This is a genomic window from Rhodoferax potami (assembly GCF_032193805.1).
Taxonomy (GTDB): domain Bacteria; phylum Pseudomonadota; class Gammaproteobacteria; order Burkholderiales; family Burkholderiaceae_C; genus Allorhodoferax; species Allorhodoferax potami_A.
Genome location: NZ_JAVBIK010000001.1, coordinates 699,277 through 721,761 on the forward strand (window position 1 = coordinate 699,277; position 22,485 = coordinate 721,761).

The window sequence follows — 22,485 nt, forward strand, 5'->3', positions numbered from 1 at the left end:
AGGGCAGCCTACATTGCGAGCCTTGACGACAACTACAAGGAGCATTCATGTCGCAGCAATCCGGCGTTCAACAGACGCCTAACGCCCACAACGCAGCCGTCACCCATGCGCTGCCGTCTTACCTGCAGGCCGACCATCTCGGCCCGTGGGGCATTTATCTTCAGCAAGTGGATCGTGTGACACCGTACCTCGGCCATTTGGCGCGCTGGGCTGAAACACTCAAGCGTCCCAAGCGCGCTCTGATCGTCGATGTGCCGATTCAATTGGACAACGGTACCGTAGCCCACTTTGAAGGCTACCGGGTTCAGCACAATACGTCCCGCGGTCCGGGTAAAGGCGGTGTGCGCTTTCACCAAGACGTGACCCTGTCAGAAGTGATGGCCTTGTCCGCTTGGATGTCGGTTAAAAATGCAGCGGTGAATGTGCCCTACGGTGGCGCAAAAGGCGGCATCCGCGTAGACCCCAAGACGCTGTCCATGGGTGAGTTGGAGCGTTTGACGCGCCGCTACACCAGCGAGATTGGCATCATCATCGGCCCCTCCAAGGATATTCCCGCACCTGACGTCAATACCAACGAGCAGATCATGGCGTGGATGATGGACACCTACTCCATGAACGAAGGTGCTACCGCTACCGGCGTAGTCACAGGCAAGCCCATTGACTTGGGTGGTTCATTGGGTCGCCGCGAGGCCACCGGCCGTGGTGTCTATACCGTGGGCGTTGAGGCCGCGCAGCACCTCGGACTCGATATCAGCAAGGCACGTGTGGCCGTGCAAGGCTTTGGCAATGTGGGCGGTATCGCTGCCAAGTTGTTTGCCCAAGCCGGCGCCCGCATTGTGGCGGTGCAAGACCATGGAGGCACGATCTACCAAGAGTCCGGACTCGACGCTAATGCATTGTTAGCCCATGTCGGCCGCCAAGGTACCGTCGCCGGTTTTCCGGGCGCGGAAACCATCGATGCCAATGCTTTCTGGGATGTGCCTTGCGACATTTTGATTCCTGCAGCGCTGGAGCAGCAGATCACCGCCGCCAATGCCCATCGCATCCAAGCAAGACTCATCATTGAAGGTGCGAACGGCCCCACGACACCGGCGGCGGATGACATTTTGCAGAGCCGCAATATCCTGGTGGTTCCTGACGTGATCGCCAACGCTGGTGGCGTGACGGTAAGCTACTTTGAATGGGTACAGGATTTCTCGAGCTTCTTCTGGAGCGAGGACGAAATCAACGCGCGACTGGTGCGCATCATGAAAGACGCGTTCGCAGCAGTCTGGGAAGTGGCCGCCGAGCACCGGGTGAGCCTGCGCACCGCAACATTCATCGTTGCTTGCAAGCGGATTTTGCACGCACGCGAATTGCGCGGCCTCTACCCATAAGCAGGGTAATGTGGAACCTCTGCAGTTTCTACTGGAGGGGATTCTTCAAATGCGCGGGAATGGGGATAGCCATAAGCTCTATCCCCTCCTCCACAAGCTCCCTGGCCTCGTCCGCAGTCGCTTGACCGCGGATCGCACGCTCCTCTTTTTCGCCATAGTGAATGCGCCTGGCTTCTTCTGCAAAACGGTCACCGACGTCAACGGTGCTGGCTAACACATGTTGAACGACTTTCGCGAGTGCAGTCTGCAATTCCGCCTGCATTTCTTCGGACATGGGGGGTGTCAGCGATGCGCCAGAAGGTGCGCTCTTCGCAAAGGATGGCGAAATAGCAGAAGCACTGTCATCCGGTGCTTTGGCGCGTGACAGGTTAAGACGTGGAGCACTCAGCTTTTTATGAACGCTGGACGAACCACACACAGGGCATTGCACTAAGCCACGAGCCAATTGGGATAAAAAGTCATCCTCAGAACCAAACCAGCCCTCAAAGACATGGCCGGACAGGCAAGACAAATCGAGTACCTTCATACCTAAAGAGCTATGGGGCAGACTCAGACAGCGGTGTGCCAGGCGGGCGACCAAGTCCCTGCCATATAGTGCTGTAACCAGAGTGCGGCGGCAACCGTCTTGGCATCTGTGACTTGCCCTTCAAGGCAGGCGGTGATCAATTCCACGGCAGGCGCGTCAAACACTTCTAGGAACTCCCCGGAGTCCAACTGGCTCGGGCCGGGGACCAGATCGCGCGCGAACCAGACCTCAATAAACTCGGTGGAGTAGGCAATCACCGGGTGGATCACGCCCGCTTTGGCCCACTGGCCAGCGCGGTAACCGGTCTCTTCAAACAACTCGCGCTGAGCACACTCCAAAGTGGTCTCACCCGAATCCAGCTTTCCTGCAGGAAATTCGATCATCACCCGCTGAACCGGATAACGATATTGACGCTCTAGCACGACCCGTGTTGGTGCGTCAGAACCCTCCAGTAAAGGAATGACCATCACAGCGCCAGGGTGTACAACGTATTCTCTCGTGGCAGCCTTACCGTCAGGTAAAACTACTGAATCCCGCAAGACCTTGAGAAAGCTACCCTGAAGGACTTCTCCACTCGAAACCAGTTCCTCGCGGAGGTGCGCATCCTCCCGGGAACTAATCATGGCGTTTCAGGAGATACCGAAACACAAACCCAGGAAATGCCAGCGTGACAAAGAGCGTACCGGTGATGGCGTAAAACTCCCAGCCTTGCGGGAAGATTTGGCCTGCTGTGTGTTCCAGCAACAACCCTATGCCACCTACGAGACAGTAAGCCACTACGAGTTCCCCTAAGCGGGCCCCGAGCGACTTTTCTCCGGTTCCGAAGAACCCGAAAACTCGCCGGGTGAGAAAAGGAGCATTTGCGAATGCAACCGCAGTCAGCAACAACACGAACACACTGGAAGAACTATCCATTCAGCGAGGCCTCGGGATTCGTGGAGACGCTACTTACATCCCCAGCATCTGGCGAACGGAGGCAGCACACAAGGCCATCAAACCACCAGGCGCCAAGCCCAGTATCAGCACCAACGCGCCGTTGATAGACAGTACCACCCGAACGTCAGCAGGTGCATTGACGGTTGTAGCCGTAATTGGCTCGTCGAAATACATCACCTTGACCAAACGGAGGTAATAGAAGGCGCCAATCAAAGACATCAACACAGCGAACACAGCCATGCCCAAATAGATAGTCTCTCCAGAGACTACCAATGCCTGCAATACCGACAACTTGGCGTAGAAACCGACCATTGGCGGAATACCAGCTAGCGAGAACGCACAGGTGGCCATCACCGCCGCGTACAAAGGGCTGCGCTGGTTCAGGCCGGCGAAATCGGAGATCTCTTCACTCTCAAAACCTTCGCGAGACAAGAGCAAAATGACACCGAAAGTGGCAAGCGTGGTCAACACATAGGTCACCACATAGAACATAGCGGAGCTGTAGGCGTTGGCCGCAAAAGTCACAGCATCGCCCTGTACCACCCCCGACATCAGTCCCAACAACACGAAACCCATCTGGGAAATCGTCGAGAAAGCCAGCATACGCTTCAAATTGGTCTGGGCAATAGCAGCCAGGTTACCGATCAACAAGGAGCCCACCGACAACACCATCAACATTTGCTGCCAATCACTTGCCAGCGGACGCAGTCCCTCCACCAACAAACGGATACAAATCGCAAAAGCTGCCAGCTTGGGAGCTCCACCGATCATCAAGGTCACAGCAGTGGGCGCGCCCTGATACACATCGGGAATCCACATGTGGAAAGGCACGACGCCCAACTTAAAGGCCAAGCCCGCAACAATGAACACCAAGCCAAACACCAAAACGTCTGGGCGCACCTGGCCGCTCGAGATCGACTTAAACAACTGAGTGATATCGAGAGTACCGGTCGCGCCGTACAACATGGACATCCCGTACAGCAAGAAGCCCGAAGCCATCGCACCAAGCACAAAGTACTTCATTGCGGCTTCTGTCGCTGCTACGTTATCCCGGCGCAATGCCACCAAGGCGTAGCTGGACAAGGTCAACAGCTCAAGCCCCATGTACGTCAGCAACAAGTTGTTGGACGAAATCATCACAAACATGCCCAGCAAAGCCAGCATATTCAAAGTGAACAACTCGCCACCGCGAAGCATGTCACGATGGGCAGCATAGGGGCGCGCGTAAACCAGAGAAACCATGACGGCAATAGCCGCGAAGCACTTGAGCCAATTGCCCATAGCATCGCTGACTACCATATTGCCAAAGCCATAGTAGGTTTGACCTGCAACGGCGAGATGCGCCTCTGCCACCGCCACTACGGCGAGTGTCAGCATAGTCAAGACATAGGTTAAGCCCCTGAGCGGGCTCTTGACGCCGAGGTCTATCAACAGGATGGCACAAGCCATCACCATCAAGGTAATTTCTGGATAGACCGTGATCCAACTGATTGTGTCAATCATCATTCTTCTCTCAATTCAGTTTGATCAGTTCAACTTGGAAATAGCGACGTGCTTCAGTAGCTCAGCAACGGAAACATCCATCACGTCGGTAAACGGCTTGGGGTACAAGCCCATGGCCAAGACCGCAATCGCCAACAGAGCGAGCATCAAAAACTCACGCGCATTGATATCGGTCAATGCCTTGACATCATCATTCACCACGGGGCCCAAGTAGACGCGCTTGAACATCCACAAGGTGTAGGCTGCGCCAAAAATAAGAGCGCTTGCGGATGCGAAGCCGACCCAGAAGTTGAACTTCACGGCACCCAGGATAACCATCCACTCGCCGACGAATCCGGCCGTTCCTGGCAGACCACAGTTGGCCATCGCGAAAAACAAACCAAACGCTGCAAATTTCGGCATGGTGTTCACTACACCGCCATAGCTGGAGATCTCACGAGAGTGGACTCGGTCGTACAGGACCCCAATCGACAAGAACATGGCGCCAGAAACGAAGCCGTGGGCAATCATCTGGACCAAGCCACCCGACACACCCAAATCGTTGAAGATGAAGAAACCCAAGGTTACGAAACCCATATGGGCCACAGAAGAGTAAGCCACCAGCTTTTTCATGTCCTGCTGAACCATGGCAACCAAGCCCACATAGACCACAGCCACCAAAGACAGACCCACCATCAAGCTACCCCATGTATGCGCAGCGTCTGGGGCTATGGGCATGGAAAAGCGCAGGAAACCGTAAGCTCCCAATTTGAGCATGATGGCGGCCAATACTGCCGAGCCACCCGTAGGCGCTTCGACGTGTACATCGGGAAGCCATGTGTGCACCGGCCACATAGGCACCTTCACAGCAAAGGCCGCAAAGAACGCAAAGAACAACAGAGTCTGCGCTGTTTCACCCAAGGGCAGCGCGTGCCATTTGGCCAAGTCGAAACTACCGCCGGATTGGGTGTAGAGATAGATCAACGCAACCAGCATCAGCAGCGAACCGAGCAGGGTGTACAAGAAAAACTTGAATGCGGCGTAGATCTTGTTGGGCCCACCCCAGATGCCGATGATGAGATACATCGGGATCAAAGTTGCCTCGAAGAACACATAGAACAGCATGCCGTCCAGTGCGGAGAACACGCCGATCATGAGGCCACTCAGGATCAGGAACGCACCCATGTACTGATTGACGCGTTCAGTAATCACTTCCCAACCGGCAATCACCACGATCACCGTGATAAACGCGGTCAATGGCACGAACCAGAAAGAAATTCCGTCCAAACCGAGGTGGTAATTGACATTAAAACGCTCGATCCAGGGCAAGTTCTCAACGAACTGCATGGCAGCAGTGGTGTTATCAAACTGGCTGTACAGAGGAAGCGTCAACAAAAAGCTGCACAGTGCACCAATCAGTGCAACCCACCGCACTGCAGTCGCCTGCTCATCTCGTCCGAATGCAAGAAGAACAACCCCGAAAGCGATGGGCACCCAGATAGAAAGGCTCAACAAACCCATATTATTTTTCTCCTACTTGAGCCAAACGAAATAAGTCATCAGCACAAAAATCCCGAGGATCATGACCAATGCGTAGTGGTAGAGATAGCCCGACTGTGCCTTACGCACAAAACCGGAAAGCAAGCCCACCAACTTCCAGGAACCATTAACCACAGCACCATCAATCATGGCTTGGTCGCCGACCTTCCATAAGCCGGTACCCAAGAGTCGCGCACCACGTGCCAATACGTTCTCGTTGAACCAGTCCAAGTAGTACTTGTTTTCGAGCAAGGTGTAGATTGGCTGGGCAACCCGCTTGATTGCAGCGGGTATCGCTGGGAACATCATGTAGAACACATACGAAGACACCACACCTGCCACTGCGAGCCACAGAGGCAACGTCGAAAAAGAATGAGACGCCATTGCAGCGGCACCGTGGAACTTTGAGGAAATCTCCTCCATCGCTGGGTGCAAGGTGTGATTGACGTAGATCACATCCTTGAAGAAGTCACCGTGGAGCATAGGCCCGATCGTGAAATATCCAATTAGTACGGACGGGATCGCCAACAAAACCAAGGGCACCCAGACCACCCAAGGGGACTCATGGGGAACCGCATCGTGATGATGGTCGCCATGGCCGTGGTCGTCATGGTGGGCATCAGGGTTTTGGTCAAAGCGCTCTTTTCCGTGAAATACCAAAAAGTACATACGGAAAGAGTAGAAGGCCGTGACGAACACGCCTGCAAGCACTGCGAAATTGGCAAAGCCGGAGGCAGGCAGGTTACTGGCGTGAACCGCCTCGATGATGCTGTCCTTTGAGTAAAAGCCAGAAAACAACGGGGTACCAATCAGGGCTAACGAGCCAAGTAGCGAAGTAATCCAGGTGATGGGCATGTACTTGCGCAAACCGCCCATCCAACGAATGTCCTGGTTGTGATGGACCCCCATAATGACCGAACCCGCACCAAGGAACAACAGTGCCTTGAAGAATGCGTGGGTCATCAAATGGAAGACTGCTACCGAATAAGCAGACACGCCCAAGGCCACCGTCATATAGCCGAGCTGAGACAGAGTTGAATAGGCGACAACCCGCTTAATGTCGTTCTGAATGATGCCCAAAAAGCCCATGAACAGCGCAGTAATCGAACCCACCACGAGAATCAAATTCAAAGCTGTGTCACTCAGCTCAAACAATGGAGACATACGCGAGACCATGAAGATCCCTGCAGTCACCATCGTGGCAGCATGAATCAACGCGGAGATGGGCGTTGGCCCTTCCATAGAGTCGGGCAACCAAACGTGCAAAGGGAATTGCGCGGACTTGCCCATGGCGCCGATGAACAAACAGATGCAAATTACTGTGACCAACATCCAGTCAGTACCGGGGAAGACCAAGGCTGAAAGATCACTGGTTTTCGCAAAGATTTCGGTGTAATTCAAGCTACCGGTGTAAGCGCCGATCAGACCAATACCCAAAATGAAGCCGAAGTCGCCTACCCGGTTGACCAAAAATGCCTTCATGTTGGCAAAAATCGCCGTCGGCTTGTTGAACCAAAACCCGATCAACAGGTAAGACACTAAGCCCACTGCCTCCCAGCCAAAGAACAGCTGGAGCAAGTTGTTACTCATCACGAGCATCAGCATCGAGAAAGTAAACAAGGATATGTAAGCAAAGAAACGGTTGTAACCCTCGTCCTCTTCCATGTAACCCACTGTGTACAAGTGAACCATGAGAGAGACGAAGGTAACCACGCACATCATCATGGCGGTCAGGGAGTCCACCAAGAAGCCAACTTCCATTTTCAAACCACCAACGACCATCCATGTATAAATGGTTTCGTTGAAGCGCGCTCCGTCATTCACGACCGACATCAAGGTCATCGCGGACAAAACGAAGGAAATAAAGACGCCGAGAATAGTGAGGCTGTGGCTAAGCTTGCGACCAAACCAATTGCCACCAAATTTCGTACCGAAAACACCTGCCAAAACAGCACCGGCAAGTGGCGCTAAGGGTACAGCTAGTAATGTCGACGCAGAAAGGGTCTGGCTCATTAGATTAACCCTTCAAAGTATTGAGCTCATCCACGCTGATACTGGATTTATTGCGGAACAGCAAAACCAGAATCGCGAGTCCGATAGCAGCTTCAGCAGCAGCCACGGTCAGGATAAAGAAAACAAAAATTTGGCCGTGCATGTCGTTCAAATAGTGGGAAAAAGCCACGAAATTTGTATTCACTGCCAGCAACATAAGCTCAATTGCCATCAACAAAACAATCAGGTTGCGACGATTAAGAAATATCCCGACTACCGAGAGTGCGAACAACATCGCACCCAGTGATAGGAAGTGTCCCAGGGTCAAAGTCATGCTTTTTGCTCCGTATCATCTGTCTCAACCACTGGCGCAGACTTCGTAGCGTCCATCTTAAGTACTGTCATGCGATCTACCGACTTGACACGTACCTGCTCACCTGGAGACACATATTTGCTGTCCTTGCGAGCGCGCAAGGTCAGTGCGATTGCCGCAATCATGGCTACCAAGAGTATGGCGGCAGCCACTTCAAGCTGAACAATGTATTGGGTGAAAAGCAACTTACCCAAAGCCTTTGCGTTACTTGGCTCAGCTGCGGTAGCAGCAGCCAGGGCGGCTGGGTCATCCACTACCCGGAATCCGCCCATCAACACAGCGGCCATTTCCAAAGCAATCACAACGCCCACAACGGCTGCAAGCGGGAAATGCTTCCAAAAACCAACACGCAGGTTCTCCACGTTGATGTCCATCATCATCACAACGAAAAGGAACAACACCATAACTGCGCCGACGTACACCAACACTAGTGTGATCGACAGGAACTCAGCTTTCAACAGCATCCAAATCATGGCTGCTTGAAAGAAGGTCAACACCAAATACAGCGCCGCATGCACTGGATTGCGTGCAGTGATAACTCGAAACGCTGCGAACAAGAGCACCGCAGCGAAGACGTAAAAAAGTCCGGTCGTAACATTCATGATTCAAGGGCTTTCTTGCGGCTATTCATCGGTACTTCGCATCTGCCTGCTTGTTTGCGGCAATCTCGGTTTCGTAGCGATCTCCCACCGCCAGGAGCATGTCCTTGGTGAAGTACAGGTCGCCGCGCTTTTCACCGTGGTATTCCAAAATGTGTGTTTCAACGATGGAGTCAACGGGGCAGCTTTCTTCACAGAAGCCGCAAAAAATGCACTTGGTCAAGTCGATGTCGTATCGTGTCGTCCTGCGCGAACCATCGTCCCGTACATCGGACTCAATAGTGATCGCCATCGCAGGACACACCGCTTCGCACAATTTGCAGGCAATACAACGTTCTTCCCCATTTTCATAGCGCCGCAACGCATGCAGGCCTCGGAAACGCGGTGAAAGAGGCGTCTTTTCTTCGGGAAATTGAACAGTGACTTTCTTACGAAACAAGTAACGGCCTGTCAAAGCCATTCCCTTGAATAGCTCCACCAGCAAAAAGCTGTAGAGAAAATCCTTGATGGAAAAGGCCGAAGCCGGGCGAGCCGTAGTTTGTGTAGACATTACTATGCCCCTCACTTCCAAATGTTCAGAGGCGTTTGCATCCACAAACCGACCACCAATAACCAAACCAACGTTACGGGAATGAATACCTTCCAACCCAAGCGCATGATCTGGTCATAGCGGAAACGGGGGAAGGTAGCACGTACCCAAATGAACAAGCTGACAATCGCGAAAGTCTTGAGTCCCAACCAGATCCAGCCAGGTATCCAATTTACCAGCGCGTGGTCAAAGGGGGACAACCAGCCGCCCAGAAACATAAGGGCTGCAAGAATAGAAATAAGCCACATATTGGCGTATTCAGCCAGGTAGAACATGGCGTATGACATGCCTGAATACTCGACCATGTGACCGGCAACGATCTCGGCTTCGCCTTCGACGACGTCAAACGGGTGACGGTTGGTTTCAGCAAGGCCGGAAATGATGTAAACCACAAAAATGGGGAGGAGTGGCAACCAATTCCAAGACAAGAAATTCAAGCCCGCGGCTGCGAACTGACCAGTCGCCTGTCCCGCCACGATATCTGAAAGATTCATGCTGGAGGACACCATGAGCACGATCACGAGGCAAAAGCCCATGGCAATTTCGTAGCTCACCATTTGTGCGGACGCGCGGAGCGCTCCTAAGAACGCATACTTGGAGTTCGAAGCCCAGCCCGCGATCACGACGCCATAAACCTCCATGGAGGTAATGGCCATAACAAACAGCAATCCCGCATTGATGTTGGCCAGCGCCACATCAGGTCCGAAAGGAATGACGGCCCAGGCTGCCATAGCCGGCATGATGGTCAAAATCGGACCCACAAAGAACAAACCTCTGTTCGCAGCTGTAGGTACCAAAATTTCTTTGGTCAATAGCTTCAGCGCATCGGCGATAGGTTGCAAAAGACCCCATGGTCCTACACGGTTGGGCCCCACTCGCACTTGCATCCAACCCAAGAACTTCCGCTCCCAAAGGGTGAGATAGGCCACAGCACCCATGAGAGGGAGGACCACAATGACAATTTTCAACAGAGTCCAAATGACCGGCCACAACACGGATGCCCATACAGGCACACTGAACAAACCCAAGCCTGTGCTGTAAATAGTGTCAATCATGCTGCCACCTCATGTGCGGCACGCGCATCCGCTGTTAACTGCAAGGAACTCGAGCGACGTACCAAGCCATCCAATTGATAGATGCTGGCCACAACTGGAAGCACTTCTGCCGGCGTCAAGTCAATAGCTCCACTCACGCTTAGGCCCAAACGGTCAGCGGCTACGCTGCCTGCTTGGATACCGACCGATTCCAAAGAGGCCAAAACCTCTTGACTCGAATCAAACTCCATGCCTTGAACCGACATGAGGTTGCCCAATACGCGAAGTACCTTCCAGGCGGGGCGAGTTTCACCCAAGGGCTTCACCACCGCATGGAAACTTTGGACACGACCCTCGGCGTTCACGAATGAACCGGAGGTTTCAGTAAATGGCGCGATCGGCAAAAGTACATCGCTAAACGACAGGTTGCATTTAAAAGGACTGAGGGTCACGACCATCTCGGCCCCCATCAATCCCTGCATGGACGCAGCTCCGACAGCGGTGTCGAATTCAGGTTCAACATTCACCAGGATCGCCGCTTTCAGTGCGCCGGTTAGCATCTGACCTGCATGGAAACCATCACCTGTTGGCAACGCTCCCACCGCATATCCCCCCACGGTATTGGCTGCTTCTGTCAGGTATCCGATAGAGGCGCCAGTTTGAGCAGCAAGCCATGACGCAATAGCAACCAAACTCGAAGACTTCGCATGGTGGGCCGCCGCATTACCCAACAAGATGGCTTTTCGCTCACCAGTGCTCAGGGATTTGGCCACTGACTTCGCAGCTTCGGTCGGGGTACCGGCCGCAGGTGCAGCAACACCATTCATCTCAGCCAATGCAACGGCAATATCGGCCAGGGTTTGGACCCACATCGCAGATTCAACAACCTGGCTTGTAGACAAAGGCAGCGCCCAATCCGCGTGGGAATCGACGATGGCATGCACTTGTGCTCCAGCCTTGGTAGCCTGGCGAATGCGCTGTGCAAAAAGCGGATGGTCTTTACGCAGGTTTGAACCGATAACCAGGACTCGCTGCAAAGTAGTCAAAGACGCGATCGACGCTCCCAAATAAGGGACCTTTTGCGTGCTGGAAAACTCTGCATGGCGAAGACGGAAGTCCACGCTTTCGGATCCGAGTCCCTGAATAAGGGTCTTAGTAAGCGCCATTTCCTCAAGCGTGCTGTGAGGGCTTAGCAAGGCTCCAATGCGGTTTGCACCGTGATTGGATTTGATTTGCTTCAAACCGTTGGCAACGTACTCAAGTGCAGTTTGCCAATCCACCGCTTTCCACTCACCGCCCTGCTTGATCATTGGGGACGTCAAGCGGTCAGGACCATTCAGCGCTTCATAGGAGAAGCGATCACGATCGGCAATCCAGCACTCGTTCACGGCTTCGTTCTCCAAAGGAACGACGCGCATGACTTGATTGTTTTTGACTTGAACAACCAAGTTGGCACCGGTTGAGTCGTGAGGGCTCACTGATTTACGACGTGACAGCTCCCAAGTACGAGCGCTGTACCGGAATGGCTTGCTCGTGAGAGCACCCACCGGGCAAATATCAATCATGTTGCCGGACAACTCAGAGTCCACGCTCTGGCCAATAAAGGTCTCAATCTCAGCATGTTCGCCACGATGCGACATACCAAGTTCCATCACACCGGCAACCTCTTGCCCGAAACGGACACAGCGGGTGCAGTGGATGCAACGGCTCATCTCTTCCATGGAAACGAGTGGGCCAACATCTTTGTGGAACACGACGCGCTTCTCTTCCTCATAACGTGAGGAGGAACCGCCGTAACCCACTGCTAGATCCTGCAATTGGCATTCACCACCTTGATCGCAAATCGGGCAATCCAAAGGATGGTTGATCAACAGAAACTCCATGACGGACTTCTGCGCTTTGATGGCTTTTTCGCTTTTGGTACGAACGATCATGCCGTTGGTGACCGGTGTTGCGCAGGCCGGCATCGGCTTGGGCATCTTTTCGACATCCACCAAGCACATGCGGCAGTTCGCTGCAATGCTCAGCTTCTTGTGATAGCAAAAATGCGGGATGTAGGTGCCGGCCTTTTCAGCAGCATGCATCACCATGCTGCCTTCAGCAATTTCAACTTTTTTGCCGTCGAGTTCGATTTCAATCATCTTGTGGACTCGCTCAAACGTAGGCAGGGACCATGCAGGTCTTGTTCGCCACGTGGTACTCAAATTCGTGCCGGAAGTGTTTAATCATGGCGCGCACAGGCATAGCCGCCGCATCACCCAGAGCGCAAATTGTGCGTCCTTGGATATTTTCGGCAACGTTGTCCAACAGATCCATATCGCTTGGACGACCCTGTCCTCCCTCAATGCGATCCACCATTCGGGACAACCAGCCCGTGCCCTCCCGGCATGGGGTGCACTGACCACAGGATTCATGCATGTAGAAATAGCTCAAGCGCTGCAGAGCCTTCACCATACAACGACTGTCATCCATCACGATCACGGCACCAGACCCAAGCATCGACCCTGCCTTGGCAATCGAGTCGTAGTCCATCGTGCATTCCATGATGATGGACGCCGGCAATACGGGCGATGAAGATCCGCCTGGAATGACTGCCTTCAACTGTCTACCCGCGCGAACACCACCAGCCAACTCGAGCAGCTTTGCAAAAGGTGTGCCCATCGGAACTTCGTAGTTACCCGGACGCTCTACGTCTCCGCTTACGGAGTAGATCTTGGTCCCACCATTGTTAGGCTTGCCGCACTCAAGATAGGCCTGACCACCGTTACGGATGATCCAAGGCACAGCCGCAAAAGTCTCTGTGTTGTTGATCGTGGTCGGCTTGCCGTAGAGGCCAAAGCTTGCAGGAAACGGCGGCTTGAAACGTGGCTGACCTTTTTTGCCCTCTAGGGACTCCAACAACGCTGTTTCTTCACCGCAGATGTACGCGCCGAATCCGTGTGCAGCATGCAATTGGAAGTTAAAGTTGCTGCCCATGATGCTGTCGCCAAGAAAACCTGCAGCGCGGGCTTCTTCGAGTGCAGCTTCAAAACGATCGTAGGACGCAAAAATTTCGCCGTGAATGTAGTTGTACCCAACCGAGATACCCATCGCATAGGCAGCGATGGCCATACCTTCGATAACGATATGCGGATTGAATTGCAAGATGTCGCGATCTTTGCAAGTGCCGGGCTCGCCTTCATCAGAATTGCAAACCAAATACTTCTGGCCCGGAAATTGACGTGGCATGAAGCTCCACTTCAACCCTGTTGGGAAGCCTGCGCCACCGCGACCACGAAGGCCCGATTCTTTCACCGTGGCGATGACTTGGTCTTGGGTCAGTCCTTCGCCACCGTCTTTGCCCAAAATCTTGCGCAATGCTTGGTAGCCGCCACGAGATACGTAGTCTTGGAGGCTCCAGTTAGAGCCATTCAAACCTGCATAAATTTGAGGCTCGATGTGGCGATCATGAAAACAAGTTTCAGCGCCGGAAGCGCTGAATTTTGCGAGGATGCTGTCGGCACTCATGCTTGGCCTCCCGAGGCACGCAGTTCATCAACCAACTGATCAAGCCGGTCGTTCGTCATGAAGCTGCACATCGCGCGGTCATTCACCAACATCACCGGAGAGTCGGCGCAAGCGCCCAAACACTCGCTCTGTTGGAGTGTGAATAGGCCATCAGCAGTGGTTTCCCCCATATGGATTCCGAGTTTGGACTCCAAATGATGGAGGGCTCTTTGGCCGTCACGCAACTGGCATGGCAGGTTCGTGCATACATTCAACTTGAACTTGCCAACCGGACGCTTGTTGTACATGTTGTAGAACGTAGTGACCTCATGCACTGCCATGGGCGCCATGGACAAATGCTCAGCAATCACTTTTTCACTGTCGGTGCTCACGAAGCCCAGCTCCTGCTGAACTATCGCCAAGCAAGCCATGACTGCGGATTGCTTTTGCTCAGATGGGTACTTCGCAACTTCGCGATCAAAACGCGATTTCATTTCAGCGGAGATCATCGATCAATCTCTCCAAAAACAATATCCATGGTTCCAATAATGGAAACAGCATCGGCAATCATGTGACCCTTTGCCATCTCGTTCAAACTGGCCAAATGCACGAATCCTGGGGGTCGAATTTTCAAACGATAAGGTTTGTTAGCTCCATCACTGACGATGTAGATACCGAACTCTCCCTTCGGATGCTCCACTGCGGCATAAGCTTCACCTTCAGGCACACGGAAACCTTCTGTGAACAACTTGAAGTGGTGAATCAGCTCTTCCATGCTCGACTTCATCGCTTCGCGAGAAGGGGGTGCCACTTTATGGTTGTCCGTAATGACGGGACCAGGATTGGCTTTGAGCCAATCCACGCACTGCTTAATGATGAGATTGGACTGCTTCATCTCTTCCATGCGGACGAGATAGCGGTCATAGACATCGCCAGTCTTCCCGACAGGAATATCGAACTCAACTTTGTCATAAGCGTCATAGGGCTGCTTTTTGCGCAAATCCCAACCGATGCCAGACCCACGCAGCATAGGGCCTGAGAAACCCATATTCAACGCACGCTCAGGCGACACAATTCCGATATTGACAGTGCGCTGCTTCCAAATCCGGTTCTCGGTCAGCAGAGTGTGGTACTCATCCAAACAAGCCGGAAAGCGCTGTGCAAAGTCGTCGATAAAGTCCAGCAACGAACCCTTGCGATTGGCGTTCAGTTCCTCGATGCCCTTGGCATTCCGAACCTTGCTGGCCTTGAATTGGGGCATGGTATCCGGCAGGTCACGGTAGACACCGCCTGGACGGAAGTACGCAGCATGCATGCGGGCGCCACTGGCGGCCTCGTACATGTCAAAGAGATCCTCCCGCTCGCGGAAGGTGTAAATCAGAATCGTCGAGCTACCACAATCGTTACCGTGCGAGCCCAGCCACATCAAATGGTTTAGCAGTCGGGTGATCTCCGAGTACATCACCCGGATGTACTGCGCACGAATCGGTACCTCGATGCCCAACAGCTTTTCGATAGCCAGGCAATATGCATGCTCGTTACACATCATGGACACGTAGTCCAAACGATCCATGTACGGCAAGGATTGAATATATGTTTTGCTTTCGGCCAACTTTTCAGTCGCACGATGCAACAAACCAATGTGCGGATCCGCACGTTGGATCACCTCGCCATCCAACTCCAAGACGAGGCGCAAAACTCCGTGAGCCGCAGGATGCTGCGGACCGAAGTTCAAAGTGTAGTTTTTAATTTCAGCCATGCTGGTTCTGCTTACTGCAGGCCTCCGTAATTGTCTTCACGGATGATGCGTGGTGTGATTTCCCGAGCCTCGATCGTGACAGGCTGATACACCACACGCGCTTGTTCCGCGTCGTAGCGCATTTCAACATGCCCACTGAGCGGAAAGTCCTTGCGGAATGGGTGACCAATGAAGCCGTAATCCGTCAGGATGCGGCGGAGGTCATCATGACCTTCGAAAAGAATACCGAACAAGTCAAAAGCTTCACGCTCAAACCAATTCGCAGAGTTCCAAATCGAATTTACCGACGCAATAACCGGCATGTCATCGTTTGCGACCCACACTTTCAAACGCAAGCGCTGATTCAAGCTGATGGATAACAAATGCGAGACGACAGCGAAACGAGCACCTTCGTACGCGCCATCTTTGTACTCTGAGTAGTCAACCCCACACAGGTCAATCAACTGCTCAAACTGGCAACCAGGCGCATCACGGAGAGACAGTGCAGCTTCCAAATAGTCTGCCGGGGCCACTTGTACGGTGACTTCGCCAAGCGCTATCGAAATTTGCTTTACCTTATCGCCCAAAGCCGCTTGAACCGCGGCCAGTGTTGCCTCAGGACTCACTGAATAAATAGTCATATCTCTCAGGCCCGTGCGATGGTTTCGGTACGACGGATTTTTTGCTGTAGCTGCAAAATTCCGTATACCAAGGCTTCAGCGGTTGGAGGACAGCCTGGCACATAGACATCCACCGGGACAATGCGGTCGCATCCCCGCACCACCGAATAGCTGTAGTGGTAATAACCACCGCCATTGGCGCACGAACCCATGCTGATCACCCAACGCGGCTCCGACATCTGGTCGTAGACTTTGCGCAGCGCAGGGGCCATTTTGTTGCACAGTGTGCCTGCCACAATCATCAAATCTGACTGGCGAGGGCTCGCGCGAAACACTTCGGAACCAAAGCGGCTGATGTCATAACGCGCTGCCGCAGCGTGCATCATTTCCACAGCGCAACAGGCCAATCCAAATGTCATCGGCCAGATGGAACCGGTCTTTGCCCAGTTCACTACAGAGTCGTAACTCGTCGTGACGAAGCCTTCTTTCAAAACGCCTTCAATCATTGCGTTACTCCCAGTCCAATGCGCCTTTTTTCCACATGTAGACGAATCCGATAGTCAAAATAACCACGAACTCGACACCGAGCAAGAACCCGAACAGACCGAGTTCCTTGAGGGCTACCGCCCATGGAAACAGAAACGCTGTTTCCAAGTCAAACAAAATAAAGAGAATAGCAACGAGGTAGTAGCGGACGTCGAACTTCATCCGAGCGTCTTCAAACGCTTCAAAACCGCATTCATAGGGGGAGTTTTTGGCAGCATCAGGCTTGTTGGGCCCAAGGATGTACCCCAAGATCTGGGGCACAACGCCTACGCCGATACCGACCAAGATGAACAGCAAAACGGGGAGATATTGGTCGAGGTTCATCTTGAGATTCTGATCACCATAAATGCCTGCCACAGGGGTAGAACCTGCGCAAGCTGATTTCTTTCTGGTGCCGTCGGCGAGACTCGAACTCGCACAGCTTTCGCCACTACCCCCTCAAGATAGCGTGTCTACCAATTTCACCACGACGGCGGCTCTCAGCCGATGAATTTGCGTGAGGAGCCTTGCGGCATTTGCTCGTTCATCAGCCCTAGAGTTTACCCTGAAATTCTCTGCCTTGCAGGCAGATACAGGGATTTCAGCGGGGTTTATTTTGCAGGAATTTGCGCAGCACCCGATGCAGGGGCCGCTGGCACTGTTTCAACGACCGGCGCTGCGGGAATCGCTTCAAGCACGGAGCCGGAAGTGGATGAGCGGAGGTTGCCGAAGTAAGCCAACGCAAGGGTCGAAACAAAAAACACCGTGGCCAGAACTGCGGTTGTGCGAGAGAGGAAGTTCGCACTGCCACTTGCACCGAACAAGCTGCCGGATCCGCCGCTACCAAAAGCAGCACCCATATCAGCACCCTTGCCGTGCTGAACCAAAATCAGTCCGATCATCGCGATCGCCGACAGCAACTGGATGCTCAAAATAATAGTAATCACAACGTTCATAAATTTCTCCTTGATTCAAATTCAAAAAATAGTTCAAGCGGCGGCTGCAATCGCTAGAAAGTCGGGCGCTTTCAAAGAAGCTCCACCCACCAAACCACCATCAATGTCTTTTTGCGCGAGCAGTTCCGCAGCATTCGATGCGTTCATGCTGCCACCGTACAAGATGTGCATGCGTTCTGCATGCGGTGTTGCAGCCAGAAGCTGAGCCCGCAGCACTGCATGAACTTCTTGGGCTTGCGCGGGTGTGGCAGTTTTACCGGTGCCAATCGCCCAGACAGGCTCATAGGCGACCACAATTTCGCTGATGCAATGCCCGTTGGTGTGAATCACGGCTGCCAGCTGACGCTTGACAACCTCTTCGGTCTTGCCGGCTTCACGCTCAGCCAAGGTTTCACCCACACATACGATGGGGGTTACACCAGCAGCCAAGGCCTTTTGGGTTTTCACCGCCACAGTAGCATCGGTTTCGCCGTGGTACTGACGCCGCTCAGAATGCCCCACTATCACATAGCGCACACCACATTCACGCAACATAGCCGCGGAGATTTCACCCGTGTAGGCACCGGAGTCATACGCGGACACATCTTGTGCACCCAAACCGATGTCCGAGTTTTGAACGAGCTGCGCCACTTGCGACAAGTACACCGCTGGCACGCAGATCGCCATCTGGCAGGACGCTCCCGCGAGGCCTGCGCGCAAGGCCTCTACAAGAGCCGCATTGGCAGCTGCGCTGCCGTTCATCTTCCAATTGCCCGCAATCAGTTTCTTTTTCATGCAGATTCCCAATTCAACACAAGTTTCCCGATATGGGCGTTGCTTTCCATCACACTGTGTGCGGCAGCAGCAGCCGTGCCGCCATCGGCCCCGGATACAGCAAATTGTCGAAAAACCACAGGACGCACCTCTTTACGCGACAACAAGGGCCACACCTCTTGGCGCAAGGCCTTGGCGATAGAAGCCTTGAATGCCACAGGGCGCGCGCGCAACGTAGAACCGGTGACCGTTAAGCGCTTGCGCAAGATGGCACCCGCATTGACCTCCGCGTGAACACCGCCCTGAACGGCAATCAACACCAATCGCCCATCGTCCGCCAAGCAGTTCACTTCTTTGCCGAGGTATGAACCCGCCACCATATCCAGGATCACATCGACGCCACGCCCTTGGGTCAAGCCCATGACCTGCGCCTCAAAATCGTCTGTCCGATAATTGATCGCCTGGTCTGCGCCCAGAGCCATACAAGCCTCGCACTTTTCGTCCGTGCCCGCCGTGACGATCACAGTGGCACCACGTGACTTAGCGAGTTGGATCGCAGTCACCCCGATACCACTACTGCCCCCTTGGATTAACAAGGTTTCGCCGGCCTTCAATGCGCCGCGGTCGAACACATTCGACCAGACGGTAAAGAATGTTTCCGGCAGGCTGGCGGCCTCCACCAAGGTCCATCCATCGGGCACTGGCAGGCACTGCGCAATCGGTGCGACGCAGAACTCTGCATAGCCGCCACCCGCTACGAGGGCGCACACGGGAGTCCCGATATCCAAACCGGCAAGCGCAAGCGCCGCACGATCCCCATCAACGATATGCCCAGCGACCTCCAAACCCGGAATGTCCGAGGCGCCGGCGGGCGCAGGATATTTGCCCAATCGCTGCAACACATCCGGACGATTAACGCCGCTGGCCGCTACACGAATCAGCAACTCCCCTGCCCCCACAATAGGCGCAGGCCGATCCACCAGACGCAGAACGTCCGGCGCACCGGGAGAGGATATTTCAAATGCTCGCATATCGAATTGACCGGCAGCGCCCGCCAGGGTTGCGCGAGCAGCTACCAAATCAATAGCAGACCAACGATTTACTCTTGCGCAGGACGCTCGATCAAGGCCTTCATGGACAGCTTGATGCGGCCCTTTTCGTCAGTCTCCAAAACCTTGACTTTGACGATCTGGCCTTCAGACAGGTAATCAGTGACCTTCTCGACGCGCTCGTGAGCGATCTGGCTGATGTGCAACAAGCCGTCCTTGCCGGGCAGCAGGTTGACCAGCGCACCGAAGTCCAAGATCTTGGTGATCGGGCCTTCGTACACCTTGCCGATTTCGACTTCAGCCGTGATCTGCTCGATGCGCTTCTTAGCCAGTTCTGCCTTCTCAGGATCGCTGGAAGCGATGGTGATCGTGCCGTCTTCCTCGATGTTGATCTGGGTGCCGGTTTCTTCGGTCAATGCCCGGATCACGGAACCACCCTTGCCGATCACGTCACGGATCTTTTCGGGGTTGATCTTGAAGCTGAACAGACGTGGCGCGAAGTTGGACACTTCCGTACGCGCTTCCGCCATGGACTTTTGCATTTCGCCCAGGATGTGCACGCGCGCTTCCTTGGCCTGAGCCAAAGCCACTTGCATGATTTCCTTGGTGATGCCTTGGATTTTGATGTCCATCTGCAGCGCGGTGATACCGTTGGTAGTACCAGCAACCTTGAAGTCCATATCGCCCAGGTGATCTTCGTCACCCAAGATGTCGGTCAACACCGCGAAGCGGTTTTCTTCCTTGATCAGGCCCATGGCGATACCGGCCACATGCGCCTTCAAAGGCACGCCAGCGTCCATCAGGGACAAGCAGCCACCGCACACGGAAGCCATGGAAGACGAGCCGTTGGACTCGGTAATTTCCGACACCACGCGCAGAGAGTAAGGGAACTCTTCCTTGCTAGGCAACACAGCGACCAAAGCGCGCTTGGCCAAACGGCCGTGACCGATTTCGCGGCGCTTGGGCGTACCCACGCGGCCGGTTTCGCCGGTGGCGAAGGGAGGCATGTTGTAGTGCAGCATGAAGCGGTCTTCGTACTCACCGCTCAAAGCGTCGATACGCTGTGCATCACGCTCGGTACCCAAGGTGGCGATCACCAAAGCCTGGGTTTCGCCACGTGTGAACAAGGAAGAGCCGTGGGTGCGGGGCAGCACGCCGTTGCGGATTTCGATAGCGCGCACAGTGCGTGTATCGCGACCGTCAATACGGGGCTCGCCCGCCAAAATCTGGCCGCGCACGATCTTGGCTTCAATGTCAAACAGCATGCCTTCGACCTTGACGCTGTCAAACTCGACGCCGTCGGCCTTCAAACCGGCGAACACGTCTGCGTAGGCAGCGCGGCAGGCTTGGGTACGGGCTTGCTTGTTACGGATTTGGTACGCGGCAACCAGCTTGTCTTTGCCGAGGGCATCGACCTTGGCGATCAAGGCTTCATCACGGGCAGGAGCCTTCCAGTCCCACACGGGCTTGCCGGCGTCACGCACGAGTTCGTGGATGGCGTTGATGGCAGCCTTGCTCTGCTCGTGGCCGTAGACCACAGCGCCCAACATCACTTCTTCGGACAGCTGTTGTGCTTCGGATTCGACCATTAACACAGCGGCTTCGGTACCGGCAACCACCAAGTCCATGATGGAGTCCTTGCGTGCGGTCTGACCGGGGTTCAACACGTATTCGCCGTTGACGTAACCCACGCGGGCTGCGCCGATCGGGCCGTTGAATGGGATACCGGAAACGGACAGAGCCGCGCTCACTGCGATCATGGCAGCGATGTCAGCATCCACTTCGGGGTTCAAGGACACGGTGTGCACCACAACATGCACTTCGTTGAAGAAGCCTTCGGGGAACAGGGGGCGGATGGGGCGGTCGATCAGACGGCTGGTCAGCGTTTCAAATTCGCTGGGGCGGCCTTCGCGCTTGAAGAAGCTGCCGGGGATCTTGCCTGCGGCGTACGACTTTTCCAGGTAGTCAACAGTCAAGGGGAAAAAGTCTTGACCGGGCTTGCCTTCAGTCTTCCCGACCACAGTGGCCAAAACCACGGTGCCGTCCATATCCAACAGCACAGCGCCGGTGGACTGGCGTGCGATTTCGCCGGTTTCCATGGTGACGGTGTGTTGGCCCCATTGGAAAGTCTTGGTAACTTTATTGAAAATGCTCATGGTGGTTCTCCTGTGAGTATCGAGTTTTATTGGGGGATGCAGGCCATCCCGCCACAGCCCGGATTCCACAACACAGTCCACGATGCCATTCCAGAAACACTGCCCATTTGGGGCAACGGCTTTGGAATGACACAGCTTCGTTCTGTTTTTGCGGTCTCCGAAGTAAAAAACGCCTGAGCTAGTGACCTAACTCAGGCGTTCGTCATTCAGTCAGTCGCTTACTTACGCAGACCCAACTTGGCGATCAGGGCCACATAGCGGTCGTGGTCCTTGGAGTTCAAGTAGTCCAACAGCTTACGGCGACGGCTCACCATACGCAGCAAACCGCGGCGACCGTGGTGGTCTTTAGCGTGGGTCTTGAAGTGGGGTGTCAGCTCGTTGATACGGGCTGTCAGCAGTGCTACTTGCACTTCTGGGCTACCTGTGTCGGTAGCGGAACGGGCGTTGTCTTTGACAACAGCAGCTTTGATGCTGGAAGCGATCATGTGTTTTTCCTTTTGTGTTTTGACTTGCGCCAGGTGCTGGAATGGCTCTTGGCGTGCGCCTTGCCCAATGCAAAGCCGTTCGATTATAGCCCGAAGCACGCCCTCCGCGAAGCACGGCTTCAGCCGACGCGCTCCGGATTGCGCTTGCCCTTGCGCAGCAAACGCCCTGCAAACCCGCGCCACATAACGCCTTTGACGCCATTTTCAAGGGGCATTTTTAGGGTTTAAATTCCTACAGATTGACTTGAATTGCACCCCGCCGCGCTCAGTT

Annotated in this window: 23 protein-coding genes and 1 tRNA gene; 1 reads left to right on the forward strand and 23 read right to left on the reverse strand. The window is 54.2% G+C overall.

What is annotated here, in order from left to right:
• The first annotated feature begins 47 nt into the window (after positions 1–47).
• A complete protein-coding gene (locus RAE19_RS03310; RefSeq protein ID WP_313873579.1) occupies positions 48–1,376 on the forward strand; it encodes a Glu/Leu/Phe/Val family dehydrogenase in 1,329 nt (442 codons plus the stop codon).
• A gap of 28 nt (positions 1,377–1,404) precedes the next feature.
• On the opposite strand, the gene RAE19_RS03315 is transcribed toward RAE19_RS03310, so the two are convergent.
• From RAE19_RS03315 to rpsO, 23 genes are all read right to left on the reverse strand, one after another.
• The gene (locus tag RAE19_RS03315; RefSeq protein WP_313873580.1) at positions 1,405–1,902 is read right to left on the reverse strand and encodes a DUF1178 family protein; all 498 of its coding nucleotides are present in this window, start codon (positions 1,900–1,902) and stop codon (positions 1,405–1,407) included.
• Positions 1,903–1,925: 23 nt separating this feature from the next.
• Positions 1,926–2,369: an NUDIX hydrolase gene (locus RAE19_RS03320; RefSeq protein ID WP_313873581.1), complete on the reverse strand. Its 444-nt coding sequence runs from the start codon at positions 2,367–2,369 to the stop codon at positions 1,926–1,928.
• A gap of 148 nt (positions 2,370–2,517) precedes the next feature.
• Positions 2,518–2,817 carry a DUF2818 family protein gene (locus tag RAE19_RS03325; RefSeq protein WP_313873582.1) on the reverse strand — a complete coding sequence of 100 codons (300 nt, stop codon included), beginning with the start codon at positions 2,815–2,817 and terminating at the stop codon, positions 2,518–2,520.
• Between the two features lie 33 nt (positions 2,818–2,850).
• Positions 2,851–4,341, reverse strand: a complete 1,491-nt coding sequence (gene nuoN, locus RAE19_RS03330; RefSeq protein WP_313873583.1) for an NADH-quinone oxidoreductase subunit NuoN — start codon at positions 4,339–4,341, stop codon at positions 2,851–2,853.
• Between the two features lie 24 nt (positions 4,342–4,365).
• Positions 4,366–5,841 (reverse strand): NADH-quinone oxidoreductase subunit M, encoded by a 1,476-nt coding sequence (locus tag RAE19_RS03335; RefSeq protein WP_313873584.1) that lies wholly within the window; start codon positions 5,839–5,841, stop codon positions 4,366–4,368.
• 12 nt (positions 5,842–5,853) lie between these two features.
• A complete protein-coding gene (gene nuoL, locus RAE19_RS03340) occupies positions 5,854–7,872 on the reverse strand; it encodes an NADH-quinone oxidoreductase subunit L (protein WP_313873585.1) in 2,019 nt (672 codons plus the stop codon).
• 4 nt (positions 7,873–7,876) lie between these two features.
• Positions 7,877–8,185, reverse strand: coding sequence for an NADH-quinone oxidoreductase subunit NuoK (gene nuoK, locus RAE19_RS03345; protein ID WP_296508048.1), 309 nt, complete (start codon positions 8,183–8,185; stop codon positions 7,877–7,879).
• Positions 8,182–8,826 carry an NADH-quinone oxidoreductase subunit J gene (locus tag RAE19_RS03350; RefSeq protein WP_313873586.1) on the reverse strand — a complete coding sequence of 215 codons (645 nt, stop codon included), beginning with the start codon at positions 8,824–8,826 and terminating at the stop codon, positions 8,182–8,184. Before RAE19_RS03350 ends, nuoK begins: the two co-directional genes overlap by 4 nt.
• 25 nt (positions 8,827–8,851) lie before the next feature.
• Positions 8,852–9,373 carry an NADH-quinone oxidoreductase subunit NuoI gene (gene nuoI, locus RAE19_RS03355; protein ID WP_313873587.1) on the reverse strand — a complete coding sequence of 174 codons (522 nt, stop codon included), beginning with the start codon at positions 9,371–9,373 and terminating at the stop codon, positions 8,852–8,854.
• A gap of 11 nt (positions 9,374–9,384) precedes the next feature.
• On the reverse strand, positions 9,385–10,467 hold the full coding sequence (nuoH, locus tag RAE19_RS03360; RefSeq protein ID WP_313873588.1) for an NADH-quinone oxidoreductase subunit NuoH: 1,083 nt from the start codon (positions 10,465–10,467) through the stop codon (positions 9,385–9,387).
• A complete protein-coding gene (nuoG, locus tag RAE19_RS03365) occupies positions 10,464–12,587 on the reverse strand; it encodes an NADH-quinone oxidoreductase subunit NuoG (protein ID WP_313873589.1) in 2,124 nt (707 codons plus the stop codon). Before nuoG ends, nuoH begins: the two co-directional genes overlap by 4 nt.
• A 13-nt stretch (positions 12,588–12,600) precedes the next feature.
• Positions 12,601–13,953 (reverse strand): NADH-quinone oxidoreductase subunit NuoF, encoded by a 1,353-nt coding sequence (gene nuoF, locus RAE19_RS03370; RefSeq protein WP_313873590.1) that lies wholly within the window; start codon positions 13,951–13,953, stop codon positions 12,601–12,603.
• The gene (nuoE, locus tag RAE19_RS03375) at positions 13,950–14,426 is read right to left on the reverse strand and encodes an NADH-quinone oxidoreductase subunit NuoE (RefSeq protein WP_430962511.1); all 477 of its coding nucleotides are present in this window, start codon (positions 14,424–14,426) and stop codon (positions 13,950–13,952) included. Before nuoE ends, nuoF begins: the two co-directional genes overlap by 4 nt.
• A gap of 11 nt (positions 14,427–14,437) precedes the next feature.
• Positions 14,438–15,691, reverse strand: coding sequence for an NADH-quinone oxidoreductase subunit D (locus tag RAE19_RS03380; protein WP_313873592.1), 1,254 nt, complete (start codon positions 15,689–15,691; stop codon positions 14,438–14,440).
• 11 nt (positions 15,692–15,702) lie between these two features.
• Positions 15,703–16,311, reverse strand: coding sequence for an NADH-quinone oxidoreductase subunit C (locus RAE19_RS03385; RefSeq protein WP_313873593.1), 609 nt, complete (start codon positions 16,309–16,311; stop codon positions 15,703–15,705).
• Positions 16,312–16,316: 5 nt separating this feature from the next.
• On the reverse strand, positions 16,317–16,796 hold the full coding sequence (locus tag RAE19_RS03390; protein ID WP_313873594.1) for a NuoB/complex I 20 kDa subunit family protein: 480 nt from the start codon (positions 16,794–16,796) through the stop codon (positions 16,317–16,319).
• Positions 16,797–16,800: 4 nt separating this feature from the next.
• Positions 16,801–17,160 carry an NADH-quinone oxidoreductase subunit A gene (locus RAE19_RS03395; protein ID WP_313873595.1) on the reverse strand — a complete coding sequence of 120 codons (360 nt, stop codon included), beginning with the start codon at positions 17,158–17,160 and terminating at the stop codon, positions 16,801–16,803.
• A gap of 65 nt (positions 17,161–17,225) precedes the next feature.
• Positions 17,226–17,310: transfer RNA gene (locus tag RAE19_RS03400), tRNA-Leu, on the reverse strand.
• A 116-nt stretch (positions 17,311–17,426) separates the two neighbouring features.
• Positions 17,427–17,771: a preprotein translocase subunit SecG gene (secG, locus tag RAE19_RS03405; RefSeq protein WP_313873596.1), complete on the reverse strand. Its 345-nt coding sequence runs from the start codon at positions 17,769–17,771 to the stop codon at positions 17,427–17,429.
• Between the two features lie 33 nt (positions 17,772–17,804).
• The gene (tpiA, locus tag RAE19_RS03410) at positions 17,805–18,545 is read right to left on the reverse strand and encodes a triose-phosphate isomerase (protein WP_313873597.1); all 741 of its coding nucleotides are present in this window, start codon (positions 18,543–18,545) and stop codon (positions 17,805–17,807) included.
• A complete protein-coding gene (locus tag RAE19_RS03415; protein ID WP_313873598.1) occupies positions 18,542–19,555 on the reverse strand; it encodes an NAD(P)H-quinone oxidoreductase in 1,014 nt (337 codons plus the stop codon). Before RAE19_RS03415 ends, tpiA begins: the two co-directional genes overlap by 4 nt.
• Positions 19,556–19,623: 68 nt before the next feature.
• Entirely contained in the window at positions 19,624–21,729 is a 2,106-nt protein-coding gene (pnp, locus tag RAE19_RS03420; RefSeq protein ID WP_313873599.1) for a polyribonucleotide nucleotidyltransferase, read from the reverse strand.
• A 218-nt stretch (positions 21,730–21,947) separates the two neighbouring features.
• On the reverse strand, positions 21,948–22,214 hold the full coding sequence (gene rpsO / locus RAE19_RS03425; RefSeq protein ID WP_293659965.1) for a 30S ribosomal protein S15: 267 nt from the start codon (positions 22,212–22,214) through the stop codon (positions 21,948–21,950).
• Between the last annotated feature and the right edge of the window lie 271 nt (positions 22,215–22,485).